Genomic DNA, 23,704 nt, shown 5'->3' on the forward strand with positions numbered 1-23,704 from the left:
CTCCATTTTCTCACCGATGAGCCTGCCGGTGGGCAGCGGGATTTGGTCGAAGAAAATGCTGACGGAATCGAAGTCGCCCGGAAGGAAACCGCATCTGATACATTGAGCCAGACTATGCCTTTCGTTTCCCCAGACGTGTTCCTCAAACAACGTGTCGCAGCCGTGCAGGAATATTCCCTGCTGACGGGACAGGCGGTCGCGAATATCTTCAGCGGCCCGCACTACTGGGATGATGTCTTCACCCAGATGGATTCCATCGGTGTCGGGTCGATGCCGATCGTCATTCTGACCGGATTTTTCACCGGTTGCGTGCTCGCTCTGCAGTCGGCCAGCTCGCTTGAGGCCTTCGGCGCGATCAGCATGACCGGCAGCCTGGTCGCCCTCTCGATGGTTAAAGAGCTTGGCCCAGTGCTTACTGGACTGATGATCTCTGGCCGCAACGCCTCTGGGATGGCCTCCGAACTCGGCTCCATGAAGGTTACCGAGCAGATCGACGCCATGCGCGCTCTCGGAACCGATCCCGTCCGGAAGCTGGTTACGCCCCGCCTCATGGCCACCGTCTTCATGCTCTTCTTCCTCACCATCGTCTCGGACGCGGTCGGAATCGCGGGTGGCGCCCTGGTCAGCGTGACCATGCTGGGCTTGAATTTCTCCTCTTACTTCCACACCTCTTATCGCTCGCTTACCTACGCCGGCGTGACGCAGGGGCTGGTCAAGCCACTCTTCTCCGGCTTCATCATCGCGACCGTCGGCTGCTTCTTCGGCATGACCACCAAGGGTGGAACCCAAGGCGTCGGCCGATCGACGACCCAGGCCGTGGTCGTCTCGTCCGTCTTCATCATCATCGTGGACTTCCTGGTGAGCCGCGCGATGATCGGCATCTTTGGCAATCAATAGACCCTGGCAACCGATAGACGGCGGACGATGGCAAATTCAGTGACCGCAAATTCAATGACATCCGACAAGACGGAACCGGCCTCCGCTGCAAACAGCGAAGAGCCCGTCGTTGTCTTTGAGGGCGTCTCCATCATCTTCGACGTGAAGCCGGTGATCGAGGACATCTCCTTCACGGTGATGCCTGGCGAGACCCGCATCATCCTCGGCCCCGCAGGCTGCGGCAAGTCGGTTCTGATGAAACTCGCCAACGGCTTGCTCAAGCCGGACACCGGCACCATCAAAGTCTTCGGCCAGGATGTCACGAAGATGAGCGAGAACGACCTCTACAAACTGCGGTCGCGGATCGGCATGGTCTTTCAGGAGTCGGCTCTCTTCGACTCACTCTCCGTGGAAGAAAACGTCGCTTACCGCTTGAACGAGGAGAAGGTTCCTGAAGACGAGGCACATAAGCGGGTCGTCGAATCCCTCCGCTTCGTGGAACTGGAGAAAGCGATCTCCAAGTTCCCCTCGGAGCTCTCAGGTGGCATGCGGCGACGCGTCTCGATTGCCCGAGCGCTGATTACTAAGCCCGACCTGATTCTCTACGACTCCCCCACCGGCGGCCTCGATCCCATCACCTCGACAACGATCGTCGAACTCGTGGTCAAGCAACGCGATGTCTCTCACACCACCTCGCTGCTGATCACCCACCGCCTTCAGGACGCCTTCACGCTCGCGACCTACCAGTTCAACACCGAGACCGGGCACATGGAGAAGCTGCCGAACAACGGCATCGTTCCCAGCACGCGATTCCTGGTTCTGAACGAGGGTCGCATCGTCTTCGACGGCTCTACCGAAGAGCTTGTCCACTCAGACGACCCGTGGCTGAAGGAATACCTCTCTTAGCGGATGCGGACAGAAGTTAGCATCGTGCTGACGATCCAGTGACCTGCTTCACGTCGATCGCTTAGCGCCGTTCCTCGCTTGAGGGAAATTCAATGACGGTGATACTGCGGCTGGGGAAGATGTGTGTGAGCCGCGAAGTGAACTTCTCCGAGGTCACAGAAGGAGTCACTTCGTTGGGTCTGACCTCATCATTCGCCGCGAGAATAGTATTGGCCGTGATGGTCGATATATGCGCCGTGCCCTGTCGAACTCCCAGGGCAGAAAAATCGATCTCTGCAGTAGCCGCTCGAGTGAGGTGTCGGTTGACACAGAACAACAGAGTAGTTCCCTTGGATGTGGATTTCGCCGCAACGACATCCAGATAAGGAACGTTGACAATCTCCGGCAGGCGAAACACTCCGTGTGTCACCGAGTAAGTCGGCCCGTCGCTCTTCACCGCCAGCAGGCTGTCCGGTTGAGCATTGCTGTAGGTGCGCAGCACCCAGTAAGCGGGAGTTCCGTAAGCCTGGCCGTGCGTCTTGACGATGCCCGCGAAGTCGAGAATTCCCGTCATATCCGAGACACCGACTGCGTCCGAGTTCCGCATCACCATGTTGAGGAAGCCGCCCGCAAAGAGGCCTCCGCCCAGGTTGGAGAAGTGAGGGCCGGTGTTCAGGCCCGAGATCATGAGCCACTCCGTAAACGCCACCTTCACATCCGGCCGGCCCGACTCGACGATTTGCTTCTTGATCGCCTGCATGCGCTCGCCAAGACCCCATGGCATCGCGAGAGCCGCCTCAATACGAAATTGATCGCTAGCGTAGGGGAGCTGCACGTTATCGCCCACAACGAAGTGCGTGGAGAGATAGTTGAAGGTGTCCAGTGGTGTCGAAAGCTGTTGGGCGTTCCAGTCGTGGAAGTGGTCCTCATCCCCTCCGGTCGCTATCAGACGAGCGTTCGGATCGACGGCCCGCACGGCTTTGCTGGTGGCAAGGGTCTTGGCTGCCACTCGCTCCTGCGATGGATAGCCCACCTGGAAGTCGCCCCATAGCTCGTTGCCGAGTTCCCACAGGTTCCCGCCCTTGTGATCGCCCCAATGCTCGTTGATGTAGCGGACCCAGTCTGCCGCGTCCTGCGGCGCTCCCGTGCCAAGGTTGAGCGCGACTTGCGGCTGGGAGTGGATCAGGCGGCAGAAGGCGAGGAACTCGTCCGTGCCAAAGGTGTTGTACTCCGGAATACCCCAGGAGAGATTCAGCTTTGAGATCCGTTTGTCAGCCGGGCCAATGCCATCGTGCCAATCGTAGTGCGAGGTGAAGTTGCCGCCAAAGCGCACCAACGACGAGTGCAGATCGCGGGCGAGTGCGATGACATCAGGATCCATGCCTTCAACCGCATCGGCGGGCACCAGCGAGATGTTATCGACCTGTGCCCGCGCATCATCGCTGAGCGAAATCACGAGGTCGAGCGGGTCGAGAGGCGCTACATCTCCCTCCTTCAGCGCAAGGGTGAATGAATACTTCGTCCACCCGGCGCTTGAGGCCTCAAGGTTTGCCGAAGCAAGTATGGCGTCGTGATGATCACGTCGGCGAAGAGAGACTTTTACGCCCGCGGGACCATCGACGTGCTTGATCCAGACACTACCCTTGTAGGTCAGCTCACGTTGAACAGGCAGGTAGACGCGCTCGAGAATGCCGACCTCAGTCTTAGGCAGCGACATGATCAGCATCGACTGATAGGAGTTCGCAGCATCGCCCCGAATCGGCGAGTAACGCGAGCCCTGGCCGCGCTCGAGCGGCTCCCAGGGCAGCGGCAAGCCAACCTCCGAACCGCGGCGAAGCTCCGGCCGATCGTGCAGCATCTCGGCCACATTGTTCGACGACCATAGCCCATCTTCAAACGATGGATTCTCAACCGCGTCCGCCCAAAGGCCACCGTAGGTCGACTGCCGGATCGGCTCAAGAAAGCTTCCGAAGAGCGTCTCCGGAATAGCCTGCGGACTCACGGGCCTGCTCACCTGGATGTGGATTATCCCAGCCGCTCCGGGATTGGATTCAGTCACCTGGGCAGTCGCAAAGGTAGCGGTGCCGCAGAGCACTCCGGCAGTCAGAGAAGCACCAATCAATATTCGGTGCCGAGAAAATTTCATGATCTGAAGTCCTTTCAAGCTGGGCCTTGCGTGAGTGGGTGCAGCTGTACTTGATCGCATGGAGATTCCTACGGAGGAGCATCCGCAGGGAGAGGTGCCGATCTGCCCTGCTGCACCTTCGCCAGATCGACCGCCGCCTTCAGTTCCCTCTCCGATCCCTCTTTGTCATGCAGCCGTGCCAGGGTCAGCCCCAGGTAGTAATGCGCGGGCTGGTACTCCGGTGACGCAGTCGTGGCGCGCTTCAGCCAGTCGTCGGCTGCCACGTAATCCTTCGCCTGGTACGCGAGAATGCCCATGCCTGCGAGCGCGCCGCCGTGAGCCGGTGCACGGCTGAGAGTCCGCTCGAAGAGCGGCTTCGCCTCCGCCGCGCTCCCCTGGTCGAGAGCGATCCGGCCAAGCTGGTAGTAAGACTCCGTCTGATGCGGCTGCAACGCAATCGACCGCCGAAACTCGGCCTTCGCCTCATCGATCCTCTGCTGCATCTGCAACACGTGACCGAGCCCGTAGTGAGCTGTCGCATCGTCGGGACGTTGCTTCAGATAGGCGTTGAAGTGCTTCTCCGCAGGAGGAAACTGTTGCAACTCCGCCTCTACCCGCGCGAGCGAGTAGACGGTGGCGGCATCGTTCTGATCAAGATTCATCGCCTGTGTAAGCGTCTCCGCGGCCAGTCTGAGATAGTGCATGTCAAAGAGCTGAATGCCCAGGTCGCGCAATAGAACGGGGTCGTCGGGCAAAGATTCCCGCGCATGTCGCAGGCAGGCGAGCGCCGCCTCCTGGTCCCCCGCGCGCTTGGCCTCCAGCGCTAGCGCTGTGGCTGCATTCAACTCGCCTTGCCGCCCCTGCGGGGAACGGCGATCGATTGCCAGCACAGTCTCGAAACGCTCCATGGCCTCGGGGTAGCGACGCTGCTGAACAAAGAGGTCTCCGAGCGTGAGATTCACCGGGGGCGAGTTCGGACTAATCGTCAGCGCCTTGCGCAGGAACTCGATAGCTCCGTTGGTGTCTCCCGCTACGATCAGCTGCCGGGCCTGTTCAACCAGGGGCTGAACTTCGCCTGCGGGATTCGCCTGTCCACGAGCGGTCAGGACGATTGCAACAAGACCCGTTATGAGGAGACAACGTGGCATAGAAATAAAACTGGCGGCGGATTTATCCCGCCACCAGTATCACAGAGCATTGGTTGAAGTTTCAGGCGAGTCTCGGCCCACGATCGAAACTGCCTAGAACTGAATACGAGCGGTCAACTGCATGAGTCGCGGGTTGTCGATCGTAAACGTGGGTACACCGAAGTACTGGTCGTATGGTTGAGCGTCCGGATTGCCAAAGACATGGCGATTGAAGGCATTCAGCATCTCGATCTTGAAGATAAAGCTGACGCCCTCCTTGATCGGAGTTTCTTTGAGCAGTGCAAGGTCCTCATTGATGTAGAGATAGTTGCGAACCTCGCCTGTGACTCGCGCCACGTTGCCAAGTTCGAACGCTCCATTTTGCAGCGGTGACGTCGAGCGCAGCCGGCGGTTATCCGGAGCGTTCTCGCTGGTGAAGGCAGGCGCGCTCTGTAATGCAGCGTAACCCGCGTTGTCCTGATCGCCCAATGCGTTCTTCGGTTGAAGCAGGCCGTTGTATTCGCTGTCTACGCTTGGGTCCGGACCGGCAAGATTGTTACCGGCGCGGAGTTCGCGGAACGGATCGATATGTCCCTTGCGAGCCGCACTCTTAAAGCTCGATCCCGGAACACGGTCAAAGGAGATGCAGTTCTGGAAGCCGGGAATGCCATCAGCGCAGCCCCACGTCGTCGGCTGACCCGACTGATAACGGAGAACCCCACTAAGTTTGAACCCGCTTACCGCCGCATTGATAAACGGATTGCCCGTATTGAGGAAGTGCCGATTCTTGCCGAACGGGAAGGCGTAGGTGAAAGCGGTTGTAAAGGTGTGCGGAATATCTTGGTTCGAGATGAACTTCTGGCTCTTGGAGTCGGATGGGTCCTGCTCTTGAGCAACGCCATTGGTCACGTTGATGATGGAGTCCGCGTTCGTGATGGACTTGGCCCAGGTGTAGGAAGCCTGTAGCGAGAGTCCCTGTGTCAGCCGCCGCTCCAGTGACACGATCATTGCTTCATACGAAGAATGACCTACGTTCTGGAGACAGCAGTCCGTGGCGATGAAGTCATACTGAGGAAAAGGACGCAGCGCCTGGACATAGGCGGCCGCCGGATTGAAGGTCGCGTATGGCAGTGCCTTGCCAGTTAGCGGGGCCACGTCGCTGAAGTGGTCTCCAAGTTGGTCGCCGAGACCGAAGTATTGCTTGGAAACATTGTTGACGTTCTCTTCCTGCGACTTGAGGTGAGAGCCAGCCGAACCGATGTAACCGATCGTCAGGATGAGGTCTTTTGCAAGCTCCTGCTGGACCTGAAGGTTCCACTGATTGATCTGAGCCGGCCGTCCGTAGGAGGCTTTGATGTAGTTGCTAAAGGCCACCGGTGCAGCAGAGTTTCCGTTGTCGTAGTAGCCGGGATCAAGGTTGGTTCCCACGGTGTAAGGTGCCAGGCCATTGTCGATGGAATAGGTGGCGTTGAATCCATCGCTGTTCTGGTTGATCGGATTGGTGTAGCCGGTGAGGGTCGCACCTCCAAAGTCGCTGTACTGCAGGGGGCCGTAAAGGGTTGAGAAACCTCCGCGCAACACCGTCTTGCCATTGGAGTTCGGCGGGGTATATGCAAAGCCGATACGCGGCGCGATGTCCTTGTACCAGGTATCCGCCCAGCGCTTGTTGCAGCTTGTGCAGGTGGTTCCGAAGACCAGAGCGCCCGGCAGGCCGCTCTTAGGATCAATTGCCGACTCACTGAAGTTCGACGTGCTGTTCGTCGCCTCCTTGCGGGGCTGATCGACGTCGTAGCGGATTCCAAGGTTGAGGACGAGGTTATTGTTGACCTTGAAGTCATCCTGGACGAAGACTGCCCAGTAGTTCGAGATCCAACGCGGCTGATGGAACGGGATTGTCGTTCCAGCCGAATCGAAGCTACCAAGCAGCAAGCTGGCAAAGCCCAGGCCTGTGCCACCTGCATAGGGTCCGGTTTGAGTAGCCTTTGTCTGGTTCCCGTTGAAGTTGAAATAGCCGTTGATCTGATCGTTGGCCAAGGCGGAGTACTGCTGATATCGGTAGTCGCCGCCGATCTTGAAGCTGTTCCGACCATGAGCGATGCTGACAGAGTCGTTGAACCGGAGACCGTTGTCGATATTGTCGCCGAGCTGGTTGCGGCTCAACGAATCGACCCCGGACACGTTGATGCGAGGGAACCCGGTCACGATATTGGCGATGCCAAGCTGCTGCGCATAATTGACTCCGGAAACCGCCTCAATGGAACCATTGATCGAATTGGAGCGGTTGATCCCGAAGTTGAAGTGATTCAGGATATTTGGGGAAAACGTGTGATCCCATCCCGCGCGGCCGAAGTGGGTGATGAAGTCCTGGGTTTGCGTGTCCGGATCAACCGGGGCTGGAAGGGTAAGGTGAGTCGGACTGTTACGCGTGTTTTCGCGGCTGCTGTAAGAAGCCCAGATCTTGTCTTTGCTTCCGATCGTCTGGTCAATGCGAATGGTATAGGTCGTGTTGTTGATGGGCGATGAGGAACTTAGTGAATAGTTGTTATTCAACGCCGGGCTCGTGGGTGCCGGATAGTACGCAATCAACTTCTGTGCGACTGCGCTGAAACGGGCCGTTGGAATCGTATTGTTCGGGAAGGCAGTGCGGCAAGGAGTACCGTTCACGACACGAGTCGTGGCGGGATCGAAGATCTGGCCATTGAGAATGGTCGTGCCATCGCAGGGATTGATCTGTCCGTTGCTGCCGTTGATCAACTGGTCCTGGAAGTTTCCGCCGCGCTCTGCAGCGGTGGGTACCGTACTGGTCGTGACACCACCCAGATTCTGACGGAACTGCTCCCACGCGAAGAAGAAGAAGCTCTTGTCATGCCCGTTGTAGATATGCGGAATGTAAACCGGGCCGCCGAGAGATCCGCCGTAGTCATTCTGCTTGTCGCTTCCGCGATTGTAGTTAGCCTCCGAAGGATTGCCCTGCGACTGGTAGAAGGCCTTGAAACCGTTGTTGAACCAATTGTTCGCATCCAGCGCATCGTTGCGGAAGATATCAAACGCCGTTCCGTGATACTTGTTCGATCCCTGCTTGGTAACAAAGTTCTCAATACCCCCCGTGGTACGTCCAAACTCAGCGGCCGGAGTGGAAGTGGTGACTTTGAACTCGGCGATAGCTTCAACTGAAGGCGCTTCTTCGTCGAAAGAGGAGCCATTTTCCGAACGTGTCTGTGACGCGCCGTCGAGCAGGACTTCGTTTCCGAAGTTCTGGCCGCCGCCGATCTTCGAGATGAAGATTCCATTATTGTTATTCGCCGTGCCGGGACCCGCCGTGCCAGGGATCAGGAAGACAAACGCCTCTGGTGAGCGCATCGCGCCGACGCCACCCAGGGCGAGGGGAAGGTCGATGATCTGCTGCGCATTGACTGTGCCGCCAACGTCCGAGGACTGAGTTTCAATCTGCGGTGCGTCCGAAGCTACGGTGATGGTGTCGCTGGCTCCGCCAATGGCTACGGTGATATCGAGCGATGTCACCGATCCGACTCGGACCTCGACTCCAGTCCTGACGTCGGTCTTGAAACCCGCTGCGGTCGAAGACACTGAGTAGCGGCCCAGTTCGATGGAGGGGAAACGATAGCTGCCGGCGCTGGTGGAACGGGTCGTATAGACCGATCCGGTTTCAGCGTTAGTGGCCGTAATAACAACACCCGGGACAGCCGCTCCGGTGGAGTCGAGCACGTTTCCGGCGATCACACCCTGGTTTGTCTGGCCCGAGAGGGCGGTGCTCATGCCCAACAGAAGGCAGAGACTGGTAGCCAAGAGAAGTATACCTTTACCAATTTTCATATATAAAAATTCCTCCCAAAATGATGCTGATGCCTCGATCTTTAGTAGAGATGTTCCCCGCAAGTGGTCCGACCGCCTTATGTCTTGAGCCTGATGTATCCGCTTGCAAGAAAACGTTCTCTGGACGTTTTCCGGTTATCATCTCGAACGAGGGCTGATAGTACTCAACCAAAAGGTGGAGTGTCAATCGCTAAAGCAGCAGCGCTTTAAAATTCGGGGGATTTTGCTCCCCAATTCGCTTCCCGACCGGTCTAAGCGCGTCACGCACGATCGAGCAACCTAAACCGGTTTACATGGGCGCATTCGGCCTTTAGATTTGGAAAACAGAACCCGCCTCCATGCAAATACTTACGAGTTTTATGCCCTCCATATCGATGATGAAATTTTTCCGGATCGCGACCGCGCTGAGCATAGTTTCTGTGGCTGGCCTCGGATCAGCTCCTCTGCTTCAGGGCCAGTCTCCCGATATCGAGAACGCGTTCCGGCAGGGCGCAGAAGCCTTGAAACAGGGCCGTCCCGCCGACGCGGAGTCGGCCTTTCGCACCGCCATCCGGCTCGACCCCAGTCTTGCGGAGGCGCATCTTGACCTCGGCCTGGTGTACGGCCGCGAAGGCAAGTTGCAGGATGCAATCGACAGCTTGCATCGGGCGCTGCGCCTGAATCCCAAGCTTCACTCCGCGAGTATGTTCGCAGGCATCTTCGAGTATCAATCTGGCCAGATTGACGCGTCGGTCGACTCGCTGAAGAAAGAGCTGGCCGGCGATCCGAGAAATGGCGAGTGCCTATCGTGGCTGGGAATTGTGGAACTGGCCGCCGGCCATCCGGAGCTTGCAACTGGACCTCTCGACGCTGCGGCGGAGATCAGCCCCTCCGACCTGAGCATTCTTGAGTATCGGGGCCGGGCCCACAGCCAGGTCGCCCAGGCAAGCTACGCCAGGATGGCGCAGCTGAATCCCGACGCGTGGCAAGTGCACAAGGTCAGGGCCGAACTGTTTCTTTCAGAGAACCGCGACCGCGACGCCATCGCAGAATATGAAGCAGCCCTGGAGAATCAGCAGCGAAATCCTGACATTTATGAGGGGCTTGGCGACGCCTATCGCCACTTGAACGAGCTCGAATCAGCGCGCAAGGCCTATGCGAAGGAACTCGAGATCGCGCCATCGAACCCCATCGCAATGTACAACCTTGGAAGCACGGACATTGACCTGGGCGATTCGGCCGCAGGCATTCCGCTCCTGCTGGAAATGCTGAAGGTCTACCACGACGTACCGGTCGCGGAGTTCTATCTTGGCCGTGGATTGGCCGAAAGTGGAAAGTACGCCGAGGCTGCGGAGCATCTGAAAAAGAGCGCCGCAGGCGACTCGAAAGGCGAAGTCGGACGCAGGTCTTATTACGAGCTCGTGCGCGTCTACCGCAAGCTGCATAAGCCGGAGGATGCCGATAAGGCTTTGGCCGCCTATAACAGCCTGCGTGCGGCGGACGACAAGAAGAATGCGGACAAGCTCGCCGACTGGCGAAAGCTCAACGGAACCGTCCCAGCTTCTTCTTCAGCCAATCCGTAGCGGATTACTGCCCGAGACTACTTCTCACCTTCAAGAGCAGCTTCAGGCCAATCGTCTTTCCACCCAAGCGTGGAGATGTGAAGGCTCGGTTTCCCGTCCGTCGCGTTGTACGCGTGGAAGACGATAAGGTCCTGCTTCGGGAGGTGGATCAGAGACTCGCCGCCCGGCCCTAGCCACTTGGAATTGGCCGTGAGAAACGCAGATCCGCCGCCCGTCGCCATAGGGTGACCCTCGCGGTCGAGGTAGGGGCCGGTGACATTGCGAGAGCGACCCACCATCGTCCGATAGGTGCTCTTCGTGCCGCGGCAACAGAGGTCCCAGCTTACGAAGAGATAGTAAATATCGCCATGGTGGAAGATAAACGGGGCTTCCACGGCCTCAGTGTCGGGTGGAAGATCTCCTCTACCGGAGCGGTTCTGGTCGACGCCTGCGCGGGACGCAAGCGAGTAGACGCTCGCGTCTGTCGATGACAGGAGCCCCGTCTTACGATCCAGCTTGCGCATCTTGATGCCCGACCAGAAGCTCCCAAAGGATAGCCAGGCGTCACCTTTGGCATCGAGAATCAGGTTCGGATCGATAGCGTTGAAATTGTCGGTTTCGAGAGAGCGCAACACCAGCCCCCGATCAACCCACTTGTACTTTGGGCTAGCGCTATCGAGGGTCTCGTTCGTGGCCAACGCAATTCCGGAGGTGTTCTTCCCGAAGACAGAGAACGCGTAGTACAGGTGGTAGAGCCCATCGAAATACGAGATGTCCGGTGCCCATAACTCGGAGGTCTTCGGGCTCATCTCCTGAATCCACTTCGGGATGGAAGGAAAGATCTCTCCGCAACGAGTCCACGCATGTCGGTCGGTCGAGCATCGAATGGGAAACTGCGGCAGATCCTGAGTGCGCCTCTTCTTCGCGAGCTCTCCGCCAGGCGCGGGCGGCGGCGGGACACCTGACCCTGTATCGGCTTGCGGAAACGCAGCCCCCGTAGCAAACACGTAATACTTTCCGTGGTCTTCCCCGATCGACGGATCGTGGGTTCCCTTGAAGGCTCCCGTAAGCTCCAGTGCCTGAGGAGCCGTCTGCGCGTTGCAAATCGCTGGCGCAAAGAACGTTATTGGAGCCAGAATCAGCGCGAACCATCGCCGATCTACCGCAACTATCGCTGAAGAATTCATCTACGCTCCAAAGGCCTGCTTCAGTGAAATTCTCGCATGGAAGAAATTTCGAGGCCGGATTAATGGAATTCAACCCCTATCGGAACCTCACCTTTGCGTCTCTGAGGAATGCTCGCCATAGAGTCGGCCACTCAGCTCCATCTCTTCCCTACCCTTTTCCGCTTGCCCGGCGCGGCGATAGATCATACCAAGCTGATAGTGGAGCCGCGGCTCCTTCGGGGCAAGCCTTACCGCGTTCTCCATTCGCGTGATCGCGCCCGGCAGATCACCTTGCAGGTCGAGCGCCCGCGCAAGCTGTTCATTGCATCGGACGTCATCCGGGCTGATCTCAACCGCTCTCTTCAGTAGAGGCAGCGCCTCCCCGCCGCGTTGCAGCGATAGCAAAAGCCTTCCGTAGTTCAGAAAGGGCTGTTCGCTTGGATGCGGAAAACCCACCTGCCAGGCAAGCGCCTGGCGATACGCCGCAGCCGCATCCACTGGACGGTTTTCGGACTCGTAAATCACCCCAAGATTGTCCTCCGCCTTGACGAGCCTGGGGTTGAGGGCGAGCGAGCGCTTCATCAGAGCTTCAGCGCTCTGGAACTCCTGCTGCGTCATCCGAACCCGCGCCAGGTCGTACCAGGCTTCGGCATCGTTTGGGGACAACTCAACCGCTCTCGTTAGCCAGTGCGCTGCGGATGGGTAGTCATTCAACAACACATAGTCTCTGCCCACAACCCGCAGATCGTCCCCGCTCGGCGGCGATATCGCAGCCGCCTTTGTAAACCATTTCAGCGACTCCGCCGCCTTGTGCTCGCCCTCAAGCACGCGGCCTAGCAAATAGAGGGCCTCGCTGGCCGGGTGGGGCTCATCGGCGATGTAGCTGCGAAGCGCGCTCTCCGCTTGAAGTAGCTGCCCTGAGCCAAACGCCGATCGGGCCTGATCGAGCAGACCTGCACTCCCGCCTCCTGAGACCACTTGGGCCGCAGTTCCAGCCGTCCCAAGGGCCCACAGAAGCAGAAGAAGACATGTCCTCTCCGCTCCACGTCGGCTGCGCTGGAGACAACGACGAATTCGATAGCCTTTGGACATCAGCCCTAGCCTAGCAAAAGCAGAAAGGAGCTGGCCGGCTCAAGCAAGCGGTCCGGGAATGCGCTCTCGGGCGCAGCATGCCAGACGCGCGCTGCTCATGCTTGATTGCTGAAATGAGTGGTGGACGCGGTAGGGATCGAACCTACGACCAGTCGATTAAGAGTCGAATGCTCTACCAACTGAGCTACGCGTCCACTATTGAGGGAGCCTGTCGCTTGGAAAGGCTGTCTTTGAGGAAGGCCAGCTCATGAAGCGATTCATAAGGGCACGTTCAACTCAGCAACTAGGAAAGAATATCACAGAAGTGGCGCAGAACCTAGGCCTCCTCCACTCCTGTGCCGTGCCTTATTAGCCCACGAATTCAACTTCCGTTTTGACCGGGATCACACCGCGCTCGTATCCCAATTCCAGAAGTTTACGGATAGCAAGACGCCCATCTTCGCCGTAGTCCAGGGTCCGCTCGTTCACGTACATTCCGACGAAGCGGTTCGCGAGATTCGTGTCCAGATCCCGCGCAAACTGCATCGCGTACTCGAGAGCTTCGTCGCGATGATCGAGCGCGTGCTGAATGCTGTCGCGCAGCGCGTTCGTCGTAGTCAGCATGACATCATCGCCGAGAGACCGGCGAATGGCATTGCCTCCAAGAGGAAGCGGGAGTCCGGTCTCTTCTCTCCACCACTGTCCGAGGTCCAGCACCTTCTGCAGCCCTTCGATCGCGTAGGTCAGTTGTCCTTCGTGAATGATCAGGCCAGCATCGAATTCGCCCGCCAGGACTGCGGGAATGATCTTGTCGAAGGGAACAGTGACCGTCTCGATGTTCGGGTCGAAGAGCTTCAATGCGAGATAGGCCGTCGTCAGCGTGCCGGGTACGGCGATCTTGACCTTGCGGATCTCGTCGAGCGAGAACTTCCGGCTCGCGACGATCATCGGTCCGTAGCCGTCGCCAACGCTCCCGCCGCAAGCCATCAGCGTGTACTTCTCCTGCATGAAGGGGTAGGCGTGGAAGGAGATTGCCGTGACGTCGTAAAAGGCCTCGTTGATGGCGAGGTGATTGAGCGTCTCGATGTCCTGCAGCTTATGGGTGAACTTGAAGCCGGGTACCCGGATCTTGTTGGTTGCCAGGCCGTAAAACATAAAGGCGTCATCGGAGTCGGGACTGTGCGCAATGCTGATCTCTTGAATCGCGGTGCTTGATGCTGTCATTTACAAACTTCCTTATCCACACTCGTGGTGGTTCGGCGAGTGGGCTGTGCTAGTTATGCGAGGGCGGGAGATACGGCAGGGCGCGGCGCTCTGAATTTGCGGCTCCTGCCAAAGGGGAACGTTACGAGCGCAACCAGCGCCGCGTTGAAGCGAAGATCATCGCTGCGCCTACGACTTTGGCCGCTGCTCCAAAGAGAAATGGGCCCACCGCAACGTGCCACGCGGCGGAAGCGCTCAGATAATGCGCGCGAGCAAGCCAGGTTGCGCCGCCGGCGAGAATGACCGCCGTCGCGCCGGTACCAGACACGACCGCTGCGGTGAAGGAAGACATTCCCGAGCGGCTAAGCCTTGAAGCCGCCCCGGCGATGACCGCAGCGAAGGGGTAAGCGAAGAGGTAGCCGCCTGTAGGGCCAAAGAGCTGAGCCAAACCGCCAAGACCCGCCGGACTGAAGACCGGCAATCCCGCCGCGCCTTCAAGGAGATAGAGCATAACAGCGGAAAACGCAGCCGTAGGTCCGAGCGCCATGCCAACGAGCAGAACTGCGAAGTCCGACATCGTGAGCGGCACGGGAGTGAACGGGAGAGGCAGGGAGATATGTGCACCAGCGGCGATCAACGCCGTCGCGCCGATCACTACAAAAATTTTTCCAGGCAAGGTCTGGCTAACGGACTCGAGGAGCGGCAGTGCGGGTCGACCGTTAGGTCCCAGAGATTCGGATGTTACAGAGTGCATGTTGTCCTCTTTCGTCGAAACTTGTAGCCGTGCGTTCACTCAATTCGATGCGGTACTGGTTGGCCAACGTTGATGGCCGGAGCTGATCCTCGGAAACTCTTCAGCGACGTTGCCGTAATCCAGGGTCGACCGGCATCGCGAAGATAAGATGCATCGTCGACTTCAAGCATAGCAAGCCCACGGGCTGGTATGCACCATAATCCTCCTCCCCGATGCGTACCCTGGGAGGAGTGGGCACCAACCTTCGTGCTAGGTCAAATCAGGGCGTTTCCTTACAGCTGGATACAGGGCAGTTAGCTTTGTGGTTCGCGCGGCCGTCGGGAGAAAGATCGAAACTGGAAGTTTCGCGAAGGATTCTATACTTGGCTTGCGGAGTCCATGTCGAACCAGATCCATCCCGGAACCCGATTCGCATCGGTGGTACGCACAGCGAAGAACGTTTACGCGGTGCGTCGCAGAATTGCGACCGTTGCTGCAGCAGCCTTGACCATAGGGCTTGGCTATCACGTGGTCTTCGGCCGGAACGGTCTCTTTGTCTACCAGCAGAAACGCATGGACTCGCGAACACTGGACGGGGAGTTGCACTCATTGCAGCAGGAAAATGACCGCCTTAAAGTTCATGTGGACCGCTTGCAGTCCGATCCGGATGCGATTGAACATCAGGCGCGCGAAGAACTTCACTACACACGCCCGGGCGAGGTCATCTACACGCTTCCCACACAAACGCTTCCGGAAAAGACGAACAAGTAGGGCAACGCAACTGCGTTGCCACACTCTCTAGGGTGTTTGCTTCTTTTTTCCATGGATGTGCCGCCGTATATCGGGATAGAACTCGATCAGCAGTGCTCCGAAAGACCCCTCTGCGGTAACCTCCATGCCCTGCTCGACCGTAAGCGCAAATCCCCGCTCGGCACGAGGGTAGTAAATATTCGAAATGCCTCCGGAGATCAGGTTTCCTAGAACATTGGAGTAGTTGGGCTGCTTCTTACCGTTATCGCCCCTGGCAATGACTGTGGTTGAAAGCGAGTAGAGGAAGCGCTTTTTAAATGAGCCTGTGCCCATGCGGTAGTACCGGGGATCTTGGTGCAGCAGCACGGGAAGCACGCCGTTGCCAATGATCGTCCCGTTGAACTGGTCCACGTAGTTCGCCCCGTATCGCTCGCCGAAACCAGCCCATCCCTGTCCATAGCCGTGGCGGGTTCCGTTGGCATCGATGGAGCTGTGTGAGTCCGTCGCCTGCCCGTAGCCGGAGGTGATGAAGGCAAGTGCGAACTGGTAGGGATCAATAGCGCTTCTGAAAGCGGCTTCCATCTTCTCGCCCGCTGTCTGGGGAAGCGCCGTGCCGCCAAGCACCGCGTTGAAATTCGGCACCACTCCGGCCATGCGTTGATGAAGCTGCCGCTGGAGCTGCTCTTCAGAGAGCTTCTTCTTCTCTTCTTCGGTAAGAGGATGGTCGGGCACTGGTGCGGGTGCCTGTTCGCTGGACGAAGCCGGTTGCTGCGAACTCTGATCTTCGTTGGCAAGAGCTGCAGTAGCGAGAAGAACACCAGACTGCGGCTGAGGCGCTTCGGGAAGAGCAGCCGAGGCTACGGCGACTTGCACGGGTGAGGTCTGGCAAAGGAGCGCCACCGGAGATGCCAGGACCGCAGCGATCGTTGGGACGAGGAAAAGACGGCGAGGGCTGATAAAAATCACTCTTTGACTGTACCTGAACGGCTTTTCTGTAAGACGGAAAAATCCGGCATGAAGACTCAGGGGAATCGGTTTGCAGCTACCTGATGGAGGTTTATTGAGTCGTCGATTCGTCGCGCAGGGCCTCATTCCGTAAGATGGGTTGAGAGCCGCCATTCGTGTCCAGCGTTTGCGACACGAAACCGCGCTTGTCGTAGTATCTAGCTGGGAGTCGGATCGACTGTGCCTGGCCATCGAGCTGTTCGGTTGGCGCCACCTCCCGGTCCGAACTTCGAGTCGCCCTTGAGAAAGAGCAACTACTCCAAAATCAGAAACATCTACATGTATGGAAGGGCACTTCCGGAGGCCGTTACGAGTATGAAAGTTTACCGTCTTCTTCCCAGGTTCGTTCTCTTGGCAGGCGTCACAGCAACGATGGTCGCGATCGGATGCAAGTCGACACCGCCAGCCACACCGGCACCCGTTGCAGGGCAGAGCGCGCCTGCTCCTCTGAACTCCGATGGAACCCCAGTCAACTCCGCGCCAGCACCCTCCACAGCGCCGGCTCCCACCGTTGCGGCTACCCCTGTGCAGCCTGCAACCGTACCGGCACCGGCTCCTTTGCCACCGCCTCCACCGCCCAAGCCGGTCGCTTTGGTAGCTCCGAGTGGGACCCGCGTCGTCGTTCGAACCAATGAGACTCTGAGCGCTGGGAAGAATGAAGTTGGCGATGCGTTCTCAGGCGAGCTCGAAGAGCCCATCGTAGCGCGCGGCGCAACCTTGTTCCGCCGTGGTACGCATGTCTCCGGGACGGTTGTAGCAGCCAAGGGAAGAGGCAGGTTCAAGGGCGAAGGAGCCATCGGGATCGAAATCTCGTCCATCGGCTCCTTACGCGTTCACACCTCCGAGTACGAGAAAGAATCCAAGGGCAAGGGCAAGCGCACGGGCGCTTTGATCGGCGGCGGCGCCGGTCTAGGTGCCTTGATCGGTGGTCTGGCTGGCGGCGGTAAGGGCGCGGTAATCGGCGGTCTGGCTGGTGCCGGAGCAGGTACTGCGGGCGCCGCGTACACCGGAAACAAGGATGTCGTGATCCCGTCTGAATCTGTCTTGACCTTCAGCTTGCTGGAGCCCCTGACAGTTCACCCCTGACGCCTTCTTCCTTCGCACGAAACTATATGCCCATCCGGGCAGCGAGACGATCGCTACCGGATGGGTCTTTTCTTGCAATCGAGAGAATAAGATAGAGAGATGCGCCTCTCGCCGGTCTTCCTGCTCTCTGCCACTGATGTGTCTCACTTCCCCACCAAGGCAAAGACCTTCGATGTGCCAGAGATTGCATTTCTTGGTCGCTCGAACGTGGGCAAGTCTTCCCTGATCAACTCACTTATCGGTTCGAAAGAGGCACACGTCTCTTCGACTCCCGGCCGCACCCGTGCAATCAATTTTTTTGCCCTGCACGAGGGCGCGGGCGAGAAGAAGAAGATCCGCCCCACGCTGATCTTTGCCGACCTGCCCGGATATGGCTACGCCAAGATCTCGAGATCGATCTCATCAGAATGGCCTACATTCATCGAGCCCTATCTCGCGAACCGCGAGACGCTGGCCCTCTGCATTTGTCTCGTGGACACCAACATCCCGCCACAGCCCAACGATACCCAGCTCATTACCTATTTGAAGCAAAGCCAGCGGCCCTATCTTGTCGTAGGCACCAAGTCTGACCGCATCTCAGGAAATGTTCTGTCGAAATCCATAGCTGCGCTCAAGCGCGAGCACGAGGTCGACGAGATTCTGCCAATCTCCGCGAAGACGGACGCTGGGATAAAAACTCTCTGGTCGCGCCTCATGGCCGTGGCCGAAGACTAACCCAGCCATGCAACGCTACCTTTCCATAGTCCTTTCACTCATCGCGGTCGTCGCCATGCGTGGTTCTGCTCAGTCCCGGGGTGAGTTCATCTTTTCGCCCGGCAGCACCTCTTTTCCATCGAGCCACGCATCGACTCTCGTCGGATTGAGAGATGGCTCCATTCTCACCGCGTGGTTTGGCGGCACCGCCGAAGGCAACACCGACGTGGCGATCTGGAGCTCACGTCAGACGGGCACAGCCTGGTCAAAACCAGTAGAACTCGCGCGAGAACCCGGCGTCGCTTGCTGGAATCCCGTCCTCTTCCATATGCAGAACGCGCGCCTGTGGCTCTATTACAAGTTCGGAACCGATCCTCAAAACTGGACGGCCGCCCGAAAATACAGCGACGACGAAGGGATGACCTGGTCTGCGACGGAACACCTTCCAGCTGGAATCATCGGCCCCGTCAGGGCCAAGCCGCTCGTCTTACCCGACGGCACCATCGTCAGCGGAAGCTCCACGGAGTCCTACCACTCTTGGGCCGTATGGATAGAGCGCAGTCGTGACCAAGGAAAGACATGGGCAAAAATTGGCCCAATTGTCCCGACCCCGACCGATCCCGCCTCGAACCAGCGCGAAGGCATCATCCAGCCCTCCGTCGTCTCGCTCGGAGCGAAGCACCTCCGCCTCTATGCACGCTCCACTGAAGTCATCGGAAGGGTAGTGGTCTCAGACTCTTTCGATGAAGGCAACACATGGACACAAGCCCGACCGATCGATGTTCTGAACCCAAACTCGGGTATTGATGCCGTCGCCCTCAAAGACCATCACGTCATCTTGATCTACAACAACACGACAAAAGGACGATCGCCTCTGAACCTCGCCATCAGCACAGACGGCGAGCACTTCAAGATGTTCTTAACGCTGGAAGACGAACCGGGAGAGTTCTCCTACCCGTCGCTGATCCAGGCCAGCAATGGTGATCTTTGCATGACCTACACCTGGAACAGGAAGTCGATCCGTTTCGTGCGCCTGCCGCAATTAGAGATCCCAAAGCTCCCCTGAACGCGAAGTCCAGTGGATCACCCAACCGTGTAGAACTGGGCGATATTGCGGAACTTCGTATAGCGCTTCTCGAGCCGCACAGCCTCCGGCATACCAGTCAACTCCGCCAGATGATGCTGCAGCCGATCGTCAACAAACGCCATTGCAGCCGCAGGATCGTTCTGCGTTCCGCCCTCGGGTTCAGACAGCACATCGTCCACGCAGCCCATCCGCAAGACATCCGTCGCCGTGTAGCGGAGCGCCGCGGCCGCCTGCTGTTTCTTGCTGGCGTCCTTCCACATGATCGATGCGCAACCTTCAGGCGAGATCACCGAATAGATCGCATTTTCGAGCATCAGCACGCGGTCGGCAACGGCCAGTGCAAGAGCTCCGCCAGAACCACCTTCGCCCGTAATCGTAGCAATGGTCGGAACCTTCAGACGCGACATCTCCAGCAGATTGCGAGCGATCGCCTCGCCCTGTCCACGTTCCTCAGCGCCAAGCCCCGGAAACGCCCCGGCAAGATCGAGAAACGTGAAAATAGGCCGGCCAAATTTTTCCGCAATCTTCATACAGCGAAGCGCCTTGCGGTAGCCCTCGGGCTCCGGACTGCCGAACTTCCGGTCGACCCGCTCCTTCAACGTGCGGCCCTTCAGGTTGCCGATCACCATCACCGGCTCGCCATGAAAAAACGCCATGCCGCAGGCCATCGCGTGGTCGTCGCCGAAGGCACGGTCGCCGTGAATCTCGCTGAAGTCAGTAAACAGTGCGGAGATAAAGTCCATCGGATAAGGGCGCTTCTCGTGCCGCGCAAGCTCCGTCTTGATCCACGCTTCCGGCACCGCCGGAGGGGACTTCTGTGCCGATCGTATCGCTTCTATTTCTGCCATAACTTAGCCTGTTTTATCTTACTTGATGGCGTTCTTCCACGCGCCCAGAATGCCCAGGCGCCCCATCCATCGCGCTTCTGCTTTATGCGATGGGTGGGACGTAGAAGTTCAACCATCCCGCCTTAGTTGATCACCCTGACTCCGCCCCTGCCCACCAACTCTTCAATCCTGTCGATGAACAGCTTGTCGGCTGCAACCATCACGTCCGTTGGCTCCAGCACCACGCAGAAGGCTCCCGGCTCTTCAAGATCGAGCAGCAGCTTACCCGTTCCGGGCGCACTCCGAAAGACAGCCTGCATCTTTACCAGCAGTTCCTTGTCCGGGCTGTGCAGCGGCACTTTGATACGCAGCGCCTCCGGCAACTTCAGCTTGATATCCTCCAGCGCCTGTATCTTCGAGACCGCGAGCTTCGGAGCCGAATCCTCTTCACCCCGTAGCGAGCCCGTGATCAGAACAGGGACATCGATCTTCAGCTTCTCCGCCAGCTTCTCGTAGCTCTGTGGAAAAGCAATCAGTTCGATCTTGCCGACGGTGTCTTCAAGCGATGCCTGCGCATAGAACTCACCCGAACGCTTCGACTTCGCCACCTTCAGTCCTGTGATGACGCCCGCAATCGAGATCTCGTTCGATGGCTCCTCGCTGCGTCCGCGCCGAAACACCTGTGGCTCCGGCTTCATCTCGATGGCCTGCGCCGTCGTGACGACCTTCATATTACGTAACTTTTCGCGATACTTATCCATCGGGTGCCCGGAGACGAAGAAGCCCAGCACATCCTTCTCGTTCTGCAATCGCGTATGTTCATCCCACTCCGGCACATTGGGCAGGGCATGATCCGTGCTCGCCCCACCCACCGGTCCATCGTCAAAGATTCCAAACAGCCCGCTCTGTCCTGCCGCGCTGTCGCGCTGCGCCTTCGCGGCGCCTTCCATCGCCTTATCGAGCGCCGCCATGATTGACGCACGCGCGCCAAAGGCGTCCATCGCACCGGCCTTGATCAGCGACTCCAGCACACGCTTATTCAGCAGCCGCAGATCGACCTTCTCGCAAAACTCCCACAAGCTAGCGAAGCCCTTCTTCCCCTCGGCCTCAAGTAACGCACGGGCCGCAATGATCGACTCGATCGCGTTGTGGCCAACGTTCTTGATCGCCGCCAGACCAAAGCCAATCGCGCTGCCCTGCTCTGTCTGAATCGGCGTAAAGCTCGCAAAGGACAACTGCACATCCGGAGGAACCACCGGGATGTTCATCTCCTTGCACTCGGAGATGTACTTGACCACATTCTCCGGCTTCGAAGTTTCGCTGGTCAGCAGTGCCGCCATGAACTCGACGGGATAGTGCGTCTTCAGCCACGCCGTGTGATACGCCAGCAGAGCATACGCAGCCGAGTGCGACTTGTTGAAGCCGTACCCAGCGAACTGCGCCATCAGGTCGAAGATCTTTCCAGCGGTATCCTTCGGGTGCTTGTTCTTCGCCGCGCCGGCCATAAAGCGCTCACGCTGCTTGGCCATCTCGCCGACGTCCTTCTTACCCATCGCACGGCGCAGCAGGTCGGCGTCGCCCAGCGAGTACCCCGCCAGCGCGTTCGAGATCTGCATGACCTGTTCCTGGTAGACGATGACGCCCAACGTCTCGCGCAGGATCACTTCGAGCTCCGGCAACTCGTAACTCACCGGCCGCCGTCCCCACTTGCGCTCGATGAAGTCGTCGATCATGCCGCCCTGGATCGGGCCTGGACGATACAGCGCATTCAACGCGGTCAGATCTTCAATGGAAGTAGGCTTGTACCGCCGCAGAACGTCGCGCATCCCGCCTGACTCAAACTGGAAGACGCCAGAGGTAAGCGCGCGATGATAGACCTGCTCGTACGTCTTCTCATCGTCCAGCGCGATCGTCGCCATGTCGACGGTCTCGCCGGTCGTCCGCTTGATGAGCTTGAGGCAATCATCGATGACGGTCAGAGTCGTCAGGCCGAGAAAGTCCATCTTCAACAGGCCCATCTTCTCGATGGCACCCATGTCGTACGACGTGACGATGTCTTCGTTCTTCGCTCGAGTGACAGGTACGAGCTCAGTCAGCGGCTTGGGTGCGATCACCACGCCCGCCGCGTGAACACCCGCGCCGCGAATCAGCCCTTCGAGACGCAGCGCCGCGTCGATGATCTCCTTCACCTTGGGGTCCGTCTCGTAGGCTGTCGTCAGCGGGCCGCCATCTTTCAGCGCCTGATCGATGGTGATGCCGATGGTCGGCGGAATCATCTTCGCAATGCGGTCGACCTCGCCATACGGCATATCGAGAGCCCGCCCAACGTCCTTGATCGCCGCCTTCGCCGCCATGGTGTTGAAGGTGATGATCTGCGCGACCTGATCGCGGCCATACTTCCGTGTGACGTAGTCGATGACCTCGCCGCGACGGTTCATGCAGAAGTCGATGTCGATATCGGGCATCGAGATGCGCTCTGGATTCAGGAAGCGCTCGAAGAGAAGTTCGTTCTGCAGAGGATCAACGTCCGTGATCTCCATGCAGTAAGCGACCAGCGATCCTGCCGCTGATCCACGTCCAGGCCCCACCGGAATATTCTGCTCACGCGCATAGCGGATGAAGTCCCACACGATCATGAAGTAGCCAGGGAACTTCATGTCCTTGATGATGCCAATCTCGCGATCGAGACGAGCGTAGTAATCATCAAGCGTCTTACGCAGCAGCCCGCGCGAACGCAGGTGCGCGACGGAAGTCTCCAACCGCTTTTGTAACCCTTCGCGGCACACTCTCTCGAAGTAGCTGAAGAGCGTCTCGCCATCAGGCACGGGAAACTCAGGGAAGGGATTGTCCACCTTCTGCATCTTCAGATTGCAGCGCTCGATGAACTGCATCGTGCGCGTGCAGACCTCGGGATGCTCCGCAAACGTGCGGTGCATCTCCTCCGCGGACTTGATGTAGAACTCCTGCGTGTCGAACTTGAATCGGTTCGGATCGTTCATCGATCCAGCCGTTTGCACGCAGAGCAGAATCTCGTGCGCTCGCGAATCATCCGCCGCCACATAATGCGAATCGTTCGTTGCAATCACCGGGATGTCGAGCTCGCGCTCCATCTTGAAGATCGCGTCGCAGACCTCTTTATCCGGCTTCAGACCGTGGTCCTGCACCTCAAGAAAGAAGTTACCCTTACCAAACATGTCCTGGAACATGCCCGCACTCTTCTTCGCCTCTTCGTACTTGCCGGCCATGATGTGCTGATTGACTTCGCCCGCAAGACACCCCGAAAAGCCGATCAGCCCTTCAGTATGCTTCGAGAGGAAATCCTTCGAGACACGCGGCTTGCGGTAGAACCCATGCAGTGACGCCTCACTCGTCAACCGAACCAGATTGCGATAGCCTTCCTGGTTCTCGGCGATCAGCAAAAAGTGGTTATAGCCATCGGCGAGCGTGCGGTGGTCGTCCGTCTTCGAGAGATACAGCTCGCACCCGAGGATGGGCTTCAGGTTTTTCTTCTGCATCGCGTTGAAGAAGTGAACCGCGCCATAGATGTTGCCGTGGTCGGTCATCGCGGCCGCCGTCTGGCCGATCTTGCTCAGGTGCGATGCGAGCTTGTCTACATCGCATGCGCCGTCGAGAAGGGAGTAGTCCGTATGAAGATGGAGGTGGGTAAACTCTGCTGCCATACCTCCATTTTAGGC

The 23,704-nt window shown here is 58.3% G+C and carries 17 protein-coding genes and 1 tRNA gene; 7 read left to right on the top strand and 11 right to left on the bottom strand.

Going from position 1 to position 23,704, the window contains the following annotated elements:
- Window positions 1-114: 114 nt before the first annotated feature.
- Both HDF16_RS22105 and HDF16_RS22110 read left to right on the top strand, forming a co-directional pair.
- Complete coding sequence (locus HDF16_RS22105; protein WP_184221702.1) at window positions 115-897, top strand: MlaE family ABC transporter permease; 783 nt, start codon at window positions 115-117, stop codon at window positions 895-897.
- Window positions 898-951: 54 nt separating this feature from the next.
- Window positions 952-1,782, top strand: coding sequence for an ABC transporter ATP-binding protein (locus HDF16_RS22110; protein WP_432432265.1), 831 nt, complete (start codon window positions 952-954; stop codon window positions 1,780-1,782).
- A 61-nt stretch (window positions 1,783-1,843) separates the two neighbouring features.
- On the opposite strand, the gene HDF16_RS22115 is transcribed toward HDF16_RS22110, so the two are convergent.
- The 3 genes from HDF16_RS22115 to HDF16_RS22125 all read right to left on the bottom strand — a co-directional run bounded on the left by HDF16_RS22115 (window position 1,844) and on the right by HDF16_RS22125 (window position 8,847).
- Window positions 1,844-3,907, bottom strand: coding sequence for an alpha-L-arabinofuranosidase C-terminal domain-containing protein (locus HDF16_RS22115; RefSeq protein WP_184221706.1), 2,064 nt, complete (start codon window positions 3,905-3,907; stop codon window positions 1,844-1,846).
- Window positions 3,908-3,975: 68 nt separating this feature from the next.
- Entirely contained in the window at window positions 3,976-5,034 is a 1,059-nt protein-coding gene (locus tag HDF16_RS22120) for a tetratricopeptide repeat protein (RefSeq protein ID WP_184221709.1), read from the bottom strand.
- A 93-nt stretch (window positions 5,035-5,127) separates the two neighbouring features.
- The gene (locus HDF16_RS22125; RefSeq protein ID WP_221313009.1) at window positions 5,128-8,847 is read right to left on the bottom strand and encodes a TonB-dependent receptor; all 3,720 of its coding nucleotides are present in this window, start codon (window positions 8,845-8,847) and stop codon (window positions 5,128-5,130) included.
- A gap of 359 nt (window positions 8,848-9,206) precedes the next feature.
- Here HDF16_RS22125 and HDF16_RS22130 point away from each other — a divergent pair, with 359 nt between their 5' ends.
- On the top strand, window positions 9,207-10,409 hold the full coding sequence (locus HDF16_RS22130) for a tetratricopeptide repeat protein (RefSeq protein ID WP_184221713.1): 1,203 nt from the start codon (window positions 9,207-9,209) through the stop codon (window positions 10,407-10,409).
- Between the two features lie 17 nt (window positions 10,410-10,426).
- On the opposite strand, the gene HDF16_RS22135 is transcribed toward HDF16_RS22130, so the two are convergent.
- The 5 genes from HDF16_RS22135 to HDF16_RS22155 form a co-directional block, all read right to left on the bottom strand.
- Window positions 10,427-11,575: an arabinan endo-1,5-alpha-L-arabinosidase gene (locus tag HDF16_RS22135; protein ID WP_184221715.1), complete on the bottom strand. Its 1,149-nt coding sequence runs from the start codon at window positions 11,573-11,575 to the stop codon at window positions 10,427-10,429.
- Between the two features lie 87 nt (window positions 11,576-11,662).
- Window positions 11,663-12,532, bottom strand: a complete 870-nt coding sequence (locus HDF16_RS22140) for a tetratricopeptide repeat protein (protein ID WP_221313011.1) — start codon at window positions 12,530-12,532, stop codon at window positions 11,663-11,665.
- Between the two features lie 232 nt (window positions 12,533-12,764).
- A tRNA-Lys gene (locus HDF16_RS22145) sits at window positions 12,765-12,840 on the bottom strand.
- Between the two features lie 154 nt (window positions 12,841-12,994).
- The gene (locus HDF16_RS22150; protein ID WP_184221719.1) at window positions 12,995-13,849 is read right to left on the bottom strand and encodes a menaquinone biosynthesis family protein; all 855 of its coding nucleotides are present in this window, start codon (window positions 13,847-13,849) and stop codon (window positions 12,995-12,997) included.
- 121 nt (window positions 13,850-13,970) lie between these two features.
- Complete coding sequence (locus HDF16_RS22155; protein ID WP_184221721.1) at window positions 13,971-14,582, bottom strand: biotin transporter BioY; 612 nt, start codon at window positions 14,580-14,582, stop codon at window positions 13,971-13,973.
- Between the two features lie 378 nt (window positions 14,583-14,960).
- Here HDF16_RS22155 and HDF16_RS22160 point away from each other — a divergent pair, with 378 nt between their 5' ends.
- Window positions 14,961-15,332: an FtsB family cell division protein gene (locus tag HDF16_RS22160; RefSeq protein WP_184221723.1), complete on the top strand. Its 372-nt coding sequence runs from the start codon at window positions 14,961-14,963 to the stop codon at window positions 15,330-15,332.
- A 27-nt stretch (window positions 15,333-15,359) separates the two neighbouring features.
- On the opposite strand, the gene HDF16_RS22165 is transcribed toward HDF16_RS22160, so the two are convergent.
- Window positions 15,360-16,277, bottom strand: a complete 918-nt coding sequence (locus HDF16_RS22165) for a hypothetical protein (RefSeq protein WP_184221725.1) — start codon at window positions 16,275-16,277, stop codon at window positions 15,360-15,362.
- Between the two features lie 354 nt (window positions 16,278-16,631).
- Here HDF16_RS22165 and HDF16_RS22170 point away from each other — a divergent pair, with 354 nt between their 5' ends.
- The 3 genes from HDF16_RS22170 (at window position 16,632) to HDF16_RS22180 (ending at window position 19,161) form a co-directional block, all read left to right on the top strand.
- Window positions 16,632-17,402 carry a hypothetical protein gene (locus HDF16_RS22170; protein WP_184221727.1) on the top strand — a complete coding sequence of 257 codons (771 nt, stop codon included), beginning with the start codon at window positions 16,632-16,634 and terminating at the stop codon, window positions 17,400-17,402.
- A 99-nt stretch (window positions 17,403-17,501) separates the two neighbouring features.
- Window positions 17,502-18,116 (top strand): ribosome biogenesis GTP-binding protein YihA/YsxC, encoded by a 615-nt coding sequence (gene yihA, locus HDF16_RS22175; protein WP_184221729.1) that lies wholly within the window; start codon window positions 17,502-17,504, stop codon window positions 18,114-18,116.
- A gap of 7 nt (window positions 18,117-18,123) precedes the next feature.
- Window positions 18,124-19,161: a sialidase family protein gene (locus HDF16_RS22180; protein ID WP_184221731.1), complete on the top strand. Its 1,038-nt coding sequence runs from the start codon at window positions 18,124-18,126 to the stop codon at window positions 19,159-19,161.
- A gap of 17 nt (window positions 19,162-19,178) precedes the next feature.
- On the opposite strand, the gene HDF16_RS22185 is transcribed toward HDF16_RS22180, so the two are convergent.
- A complete protein-coding gene (locus tag HDF16_RS22185) occupies window positions 19,179-20,030 on the bottom strand; it encodes an acetyl-CoA carboxylase carboxyltransferase subunit alpha (RefSeq protein WP_184221733.1) in 852 nt (283 codons plus the stop codon).
- Between the two features lie 122 nt (window positions 20,031-20,152).
- Window positions 20,153-23,689 (bottom strand): DNA polymerase III subunit alpha, encoded by a 3,537-nt coding sequence (dnaE, locus tag HDF16_RS22190; RefSeq protein WP_184221736.1) that lies wholly within the window; start codon window positions 23,687-23,689, stop codon window positions 20,153-20,155.
- Between the last annotated feature and the right edge of the window lie 15 nt (window positions 23,690-23,704).

It is taken from the genome of Granulicella aggregans (assembly GCF_014203275.1).
Classification (GTDB): Bacteria; Acidobacteriota; Terriglobia; order Terriglobales; family Acidobacteriaceae; genus Edaphobacter.

What these genes read in the sequence shown, in the direction of transcription:
- HDF16_RS22160 (WP_184221723.1), top strand. Translation starts at nt 14,961, where the DNA reads ATGTCGAACCAGATCCATCCCGGAACCCGATTCGCATCGGTGGTACGC.
- HDF16_RS22125 (WP_221313009.1), bottom strand. Translation starts at nt 8,847, where the DNA reads ATGAAAATTGGTAAAGGTATACTTCTCTTGGCTACCAGTCTCTGCCTT.
- yihA (WP_184221729.1), top strand. Translation starts at nt 17,502, where the DNA reads ATGCGCCTCTCGCCGGTCTTCCTGCTCTCTGCCACTGATGTGTCTCAC.
- HDF16_RS22120 (WP_184221709.1), bottom strand. Translation starts at nt 5,034, where the DNA reads ATGCCACGTTGTCTCCTCATAACGGGTCTTGTTGCAATCGTCCTGACC.
- HDF16_RS22105 (WP_184221702.1), top strand. Translation starts at nt 115, where the DNA reads ATGCCTTTCGTTTCCCCAGACGTGTTCCTCAAACAACGTGTCGCAGCC.
- HDF16_RS22130 (WP_184221713.1), top strand. Translation starts at nt 9,207, where the DNA reads ATGCCCTCCATATCGATGATGAAATTTTTCCGGATCGCGACCGCGCTG.
- HDF16_RS22170 (WP_184221727.1), top strand. Translation starts at nt 16,632, where the DNA reads ATGAAAGTTTACCGTCTTCTTCCCAGGTTCGTTCTCTTGGCAGGCGTC.
- HDF16_RS22150 (WP_184221719.1), bottom strand. Translation starts at nt 13,849, where the DNA reads ATGACAGCATCAAGCACCGCGATTCAAGAGATCAGCATTGCGCACAGT.
- HDF16_RS22155 (WP_184221721.1), bottom strand. Translation starts at nt 14,582, where the DNA reads ATGCACTCTGTAACATCCGAATCTCTGGGACCTAACGGTCGACCCGCA.
- HDF16_RS22185 (WP_184221733.1), bottom strand. Translation starts at nt 20,030, where the DNA reads ATGGCAGAAATAGAAGCGATACGATCGGCACAGAAGTCCCCTCCGGCG.
- HDF16_RS22180 (WP_184221731.1), top strand. Translation starts at nt 18,124, where the DNA reads ATGCAACGCTACCTTTCCATAGTCCTTTCACTCATCGCGGTCGTCGCC.
- HDF16_RS22110 (WP_432432265.1), top strand. Translation starts at nt 952, where the DNA reads ATGACATCCGACAAGACGGAACCGGCCTCCGCTGCAAACAGCGAAGAG.
- HDF16_RS22115 (WP_184221706.1), bottom strand. Translation starts at nt 3,907, where the DNA reads ATGAAATTTTCTCGGCACCGAATATTGATTGGTGCTTCTCTGACTGCC.
- dnaE (WP_184221736.1), bottom strand. Translation starts at nt 23,689, where the DNA reads ATGGCAGCAGAGTTTACCCACCTCCATCTTCATACGGACTACTCCCTT.
- HDF16_RS22135 (WP_184221715.1), bottom strand. Translation starts at nt 11,575, where the DNA reads ATGAATTCTTCAGCGATAGTTGCGGTAGATCGGCGATGGTTCGCGCTG.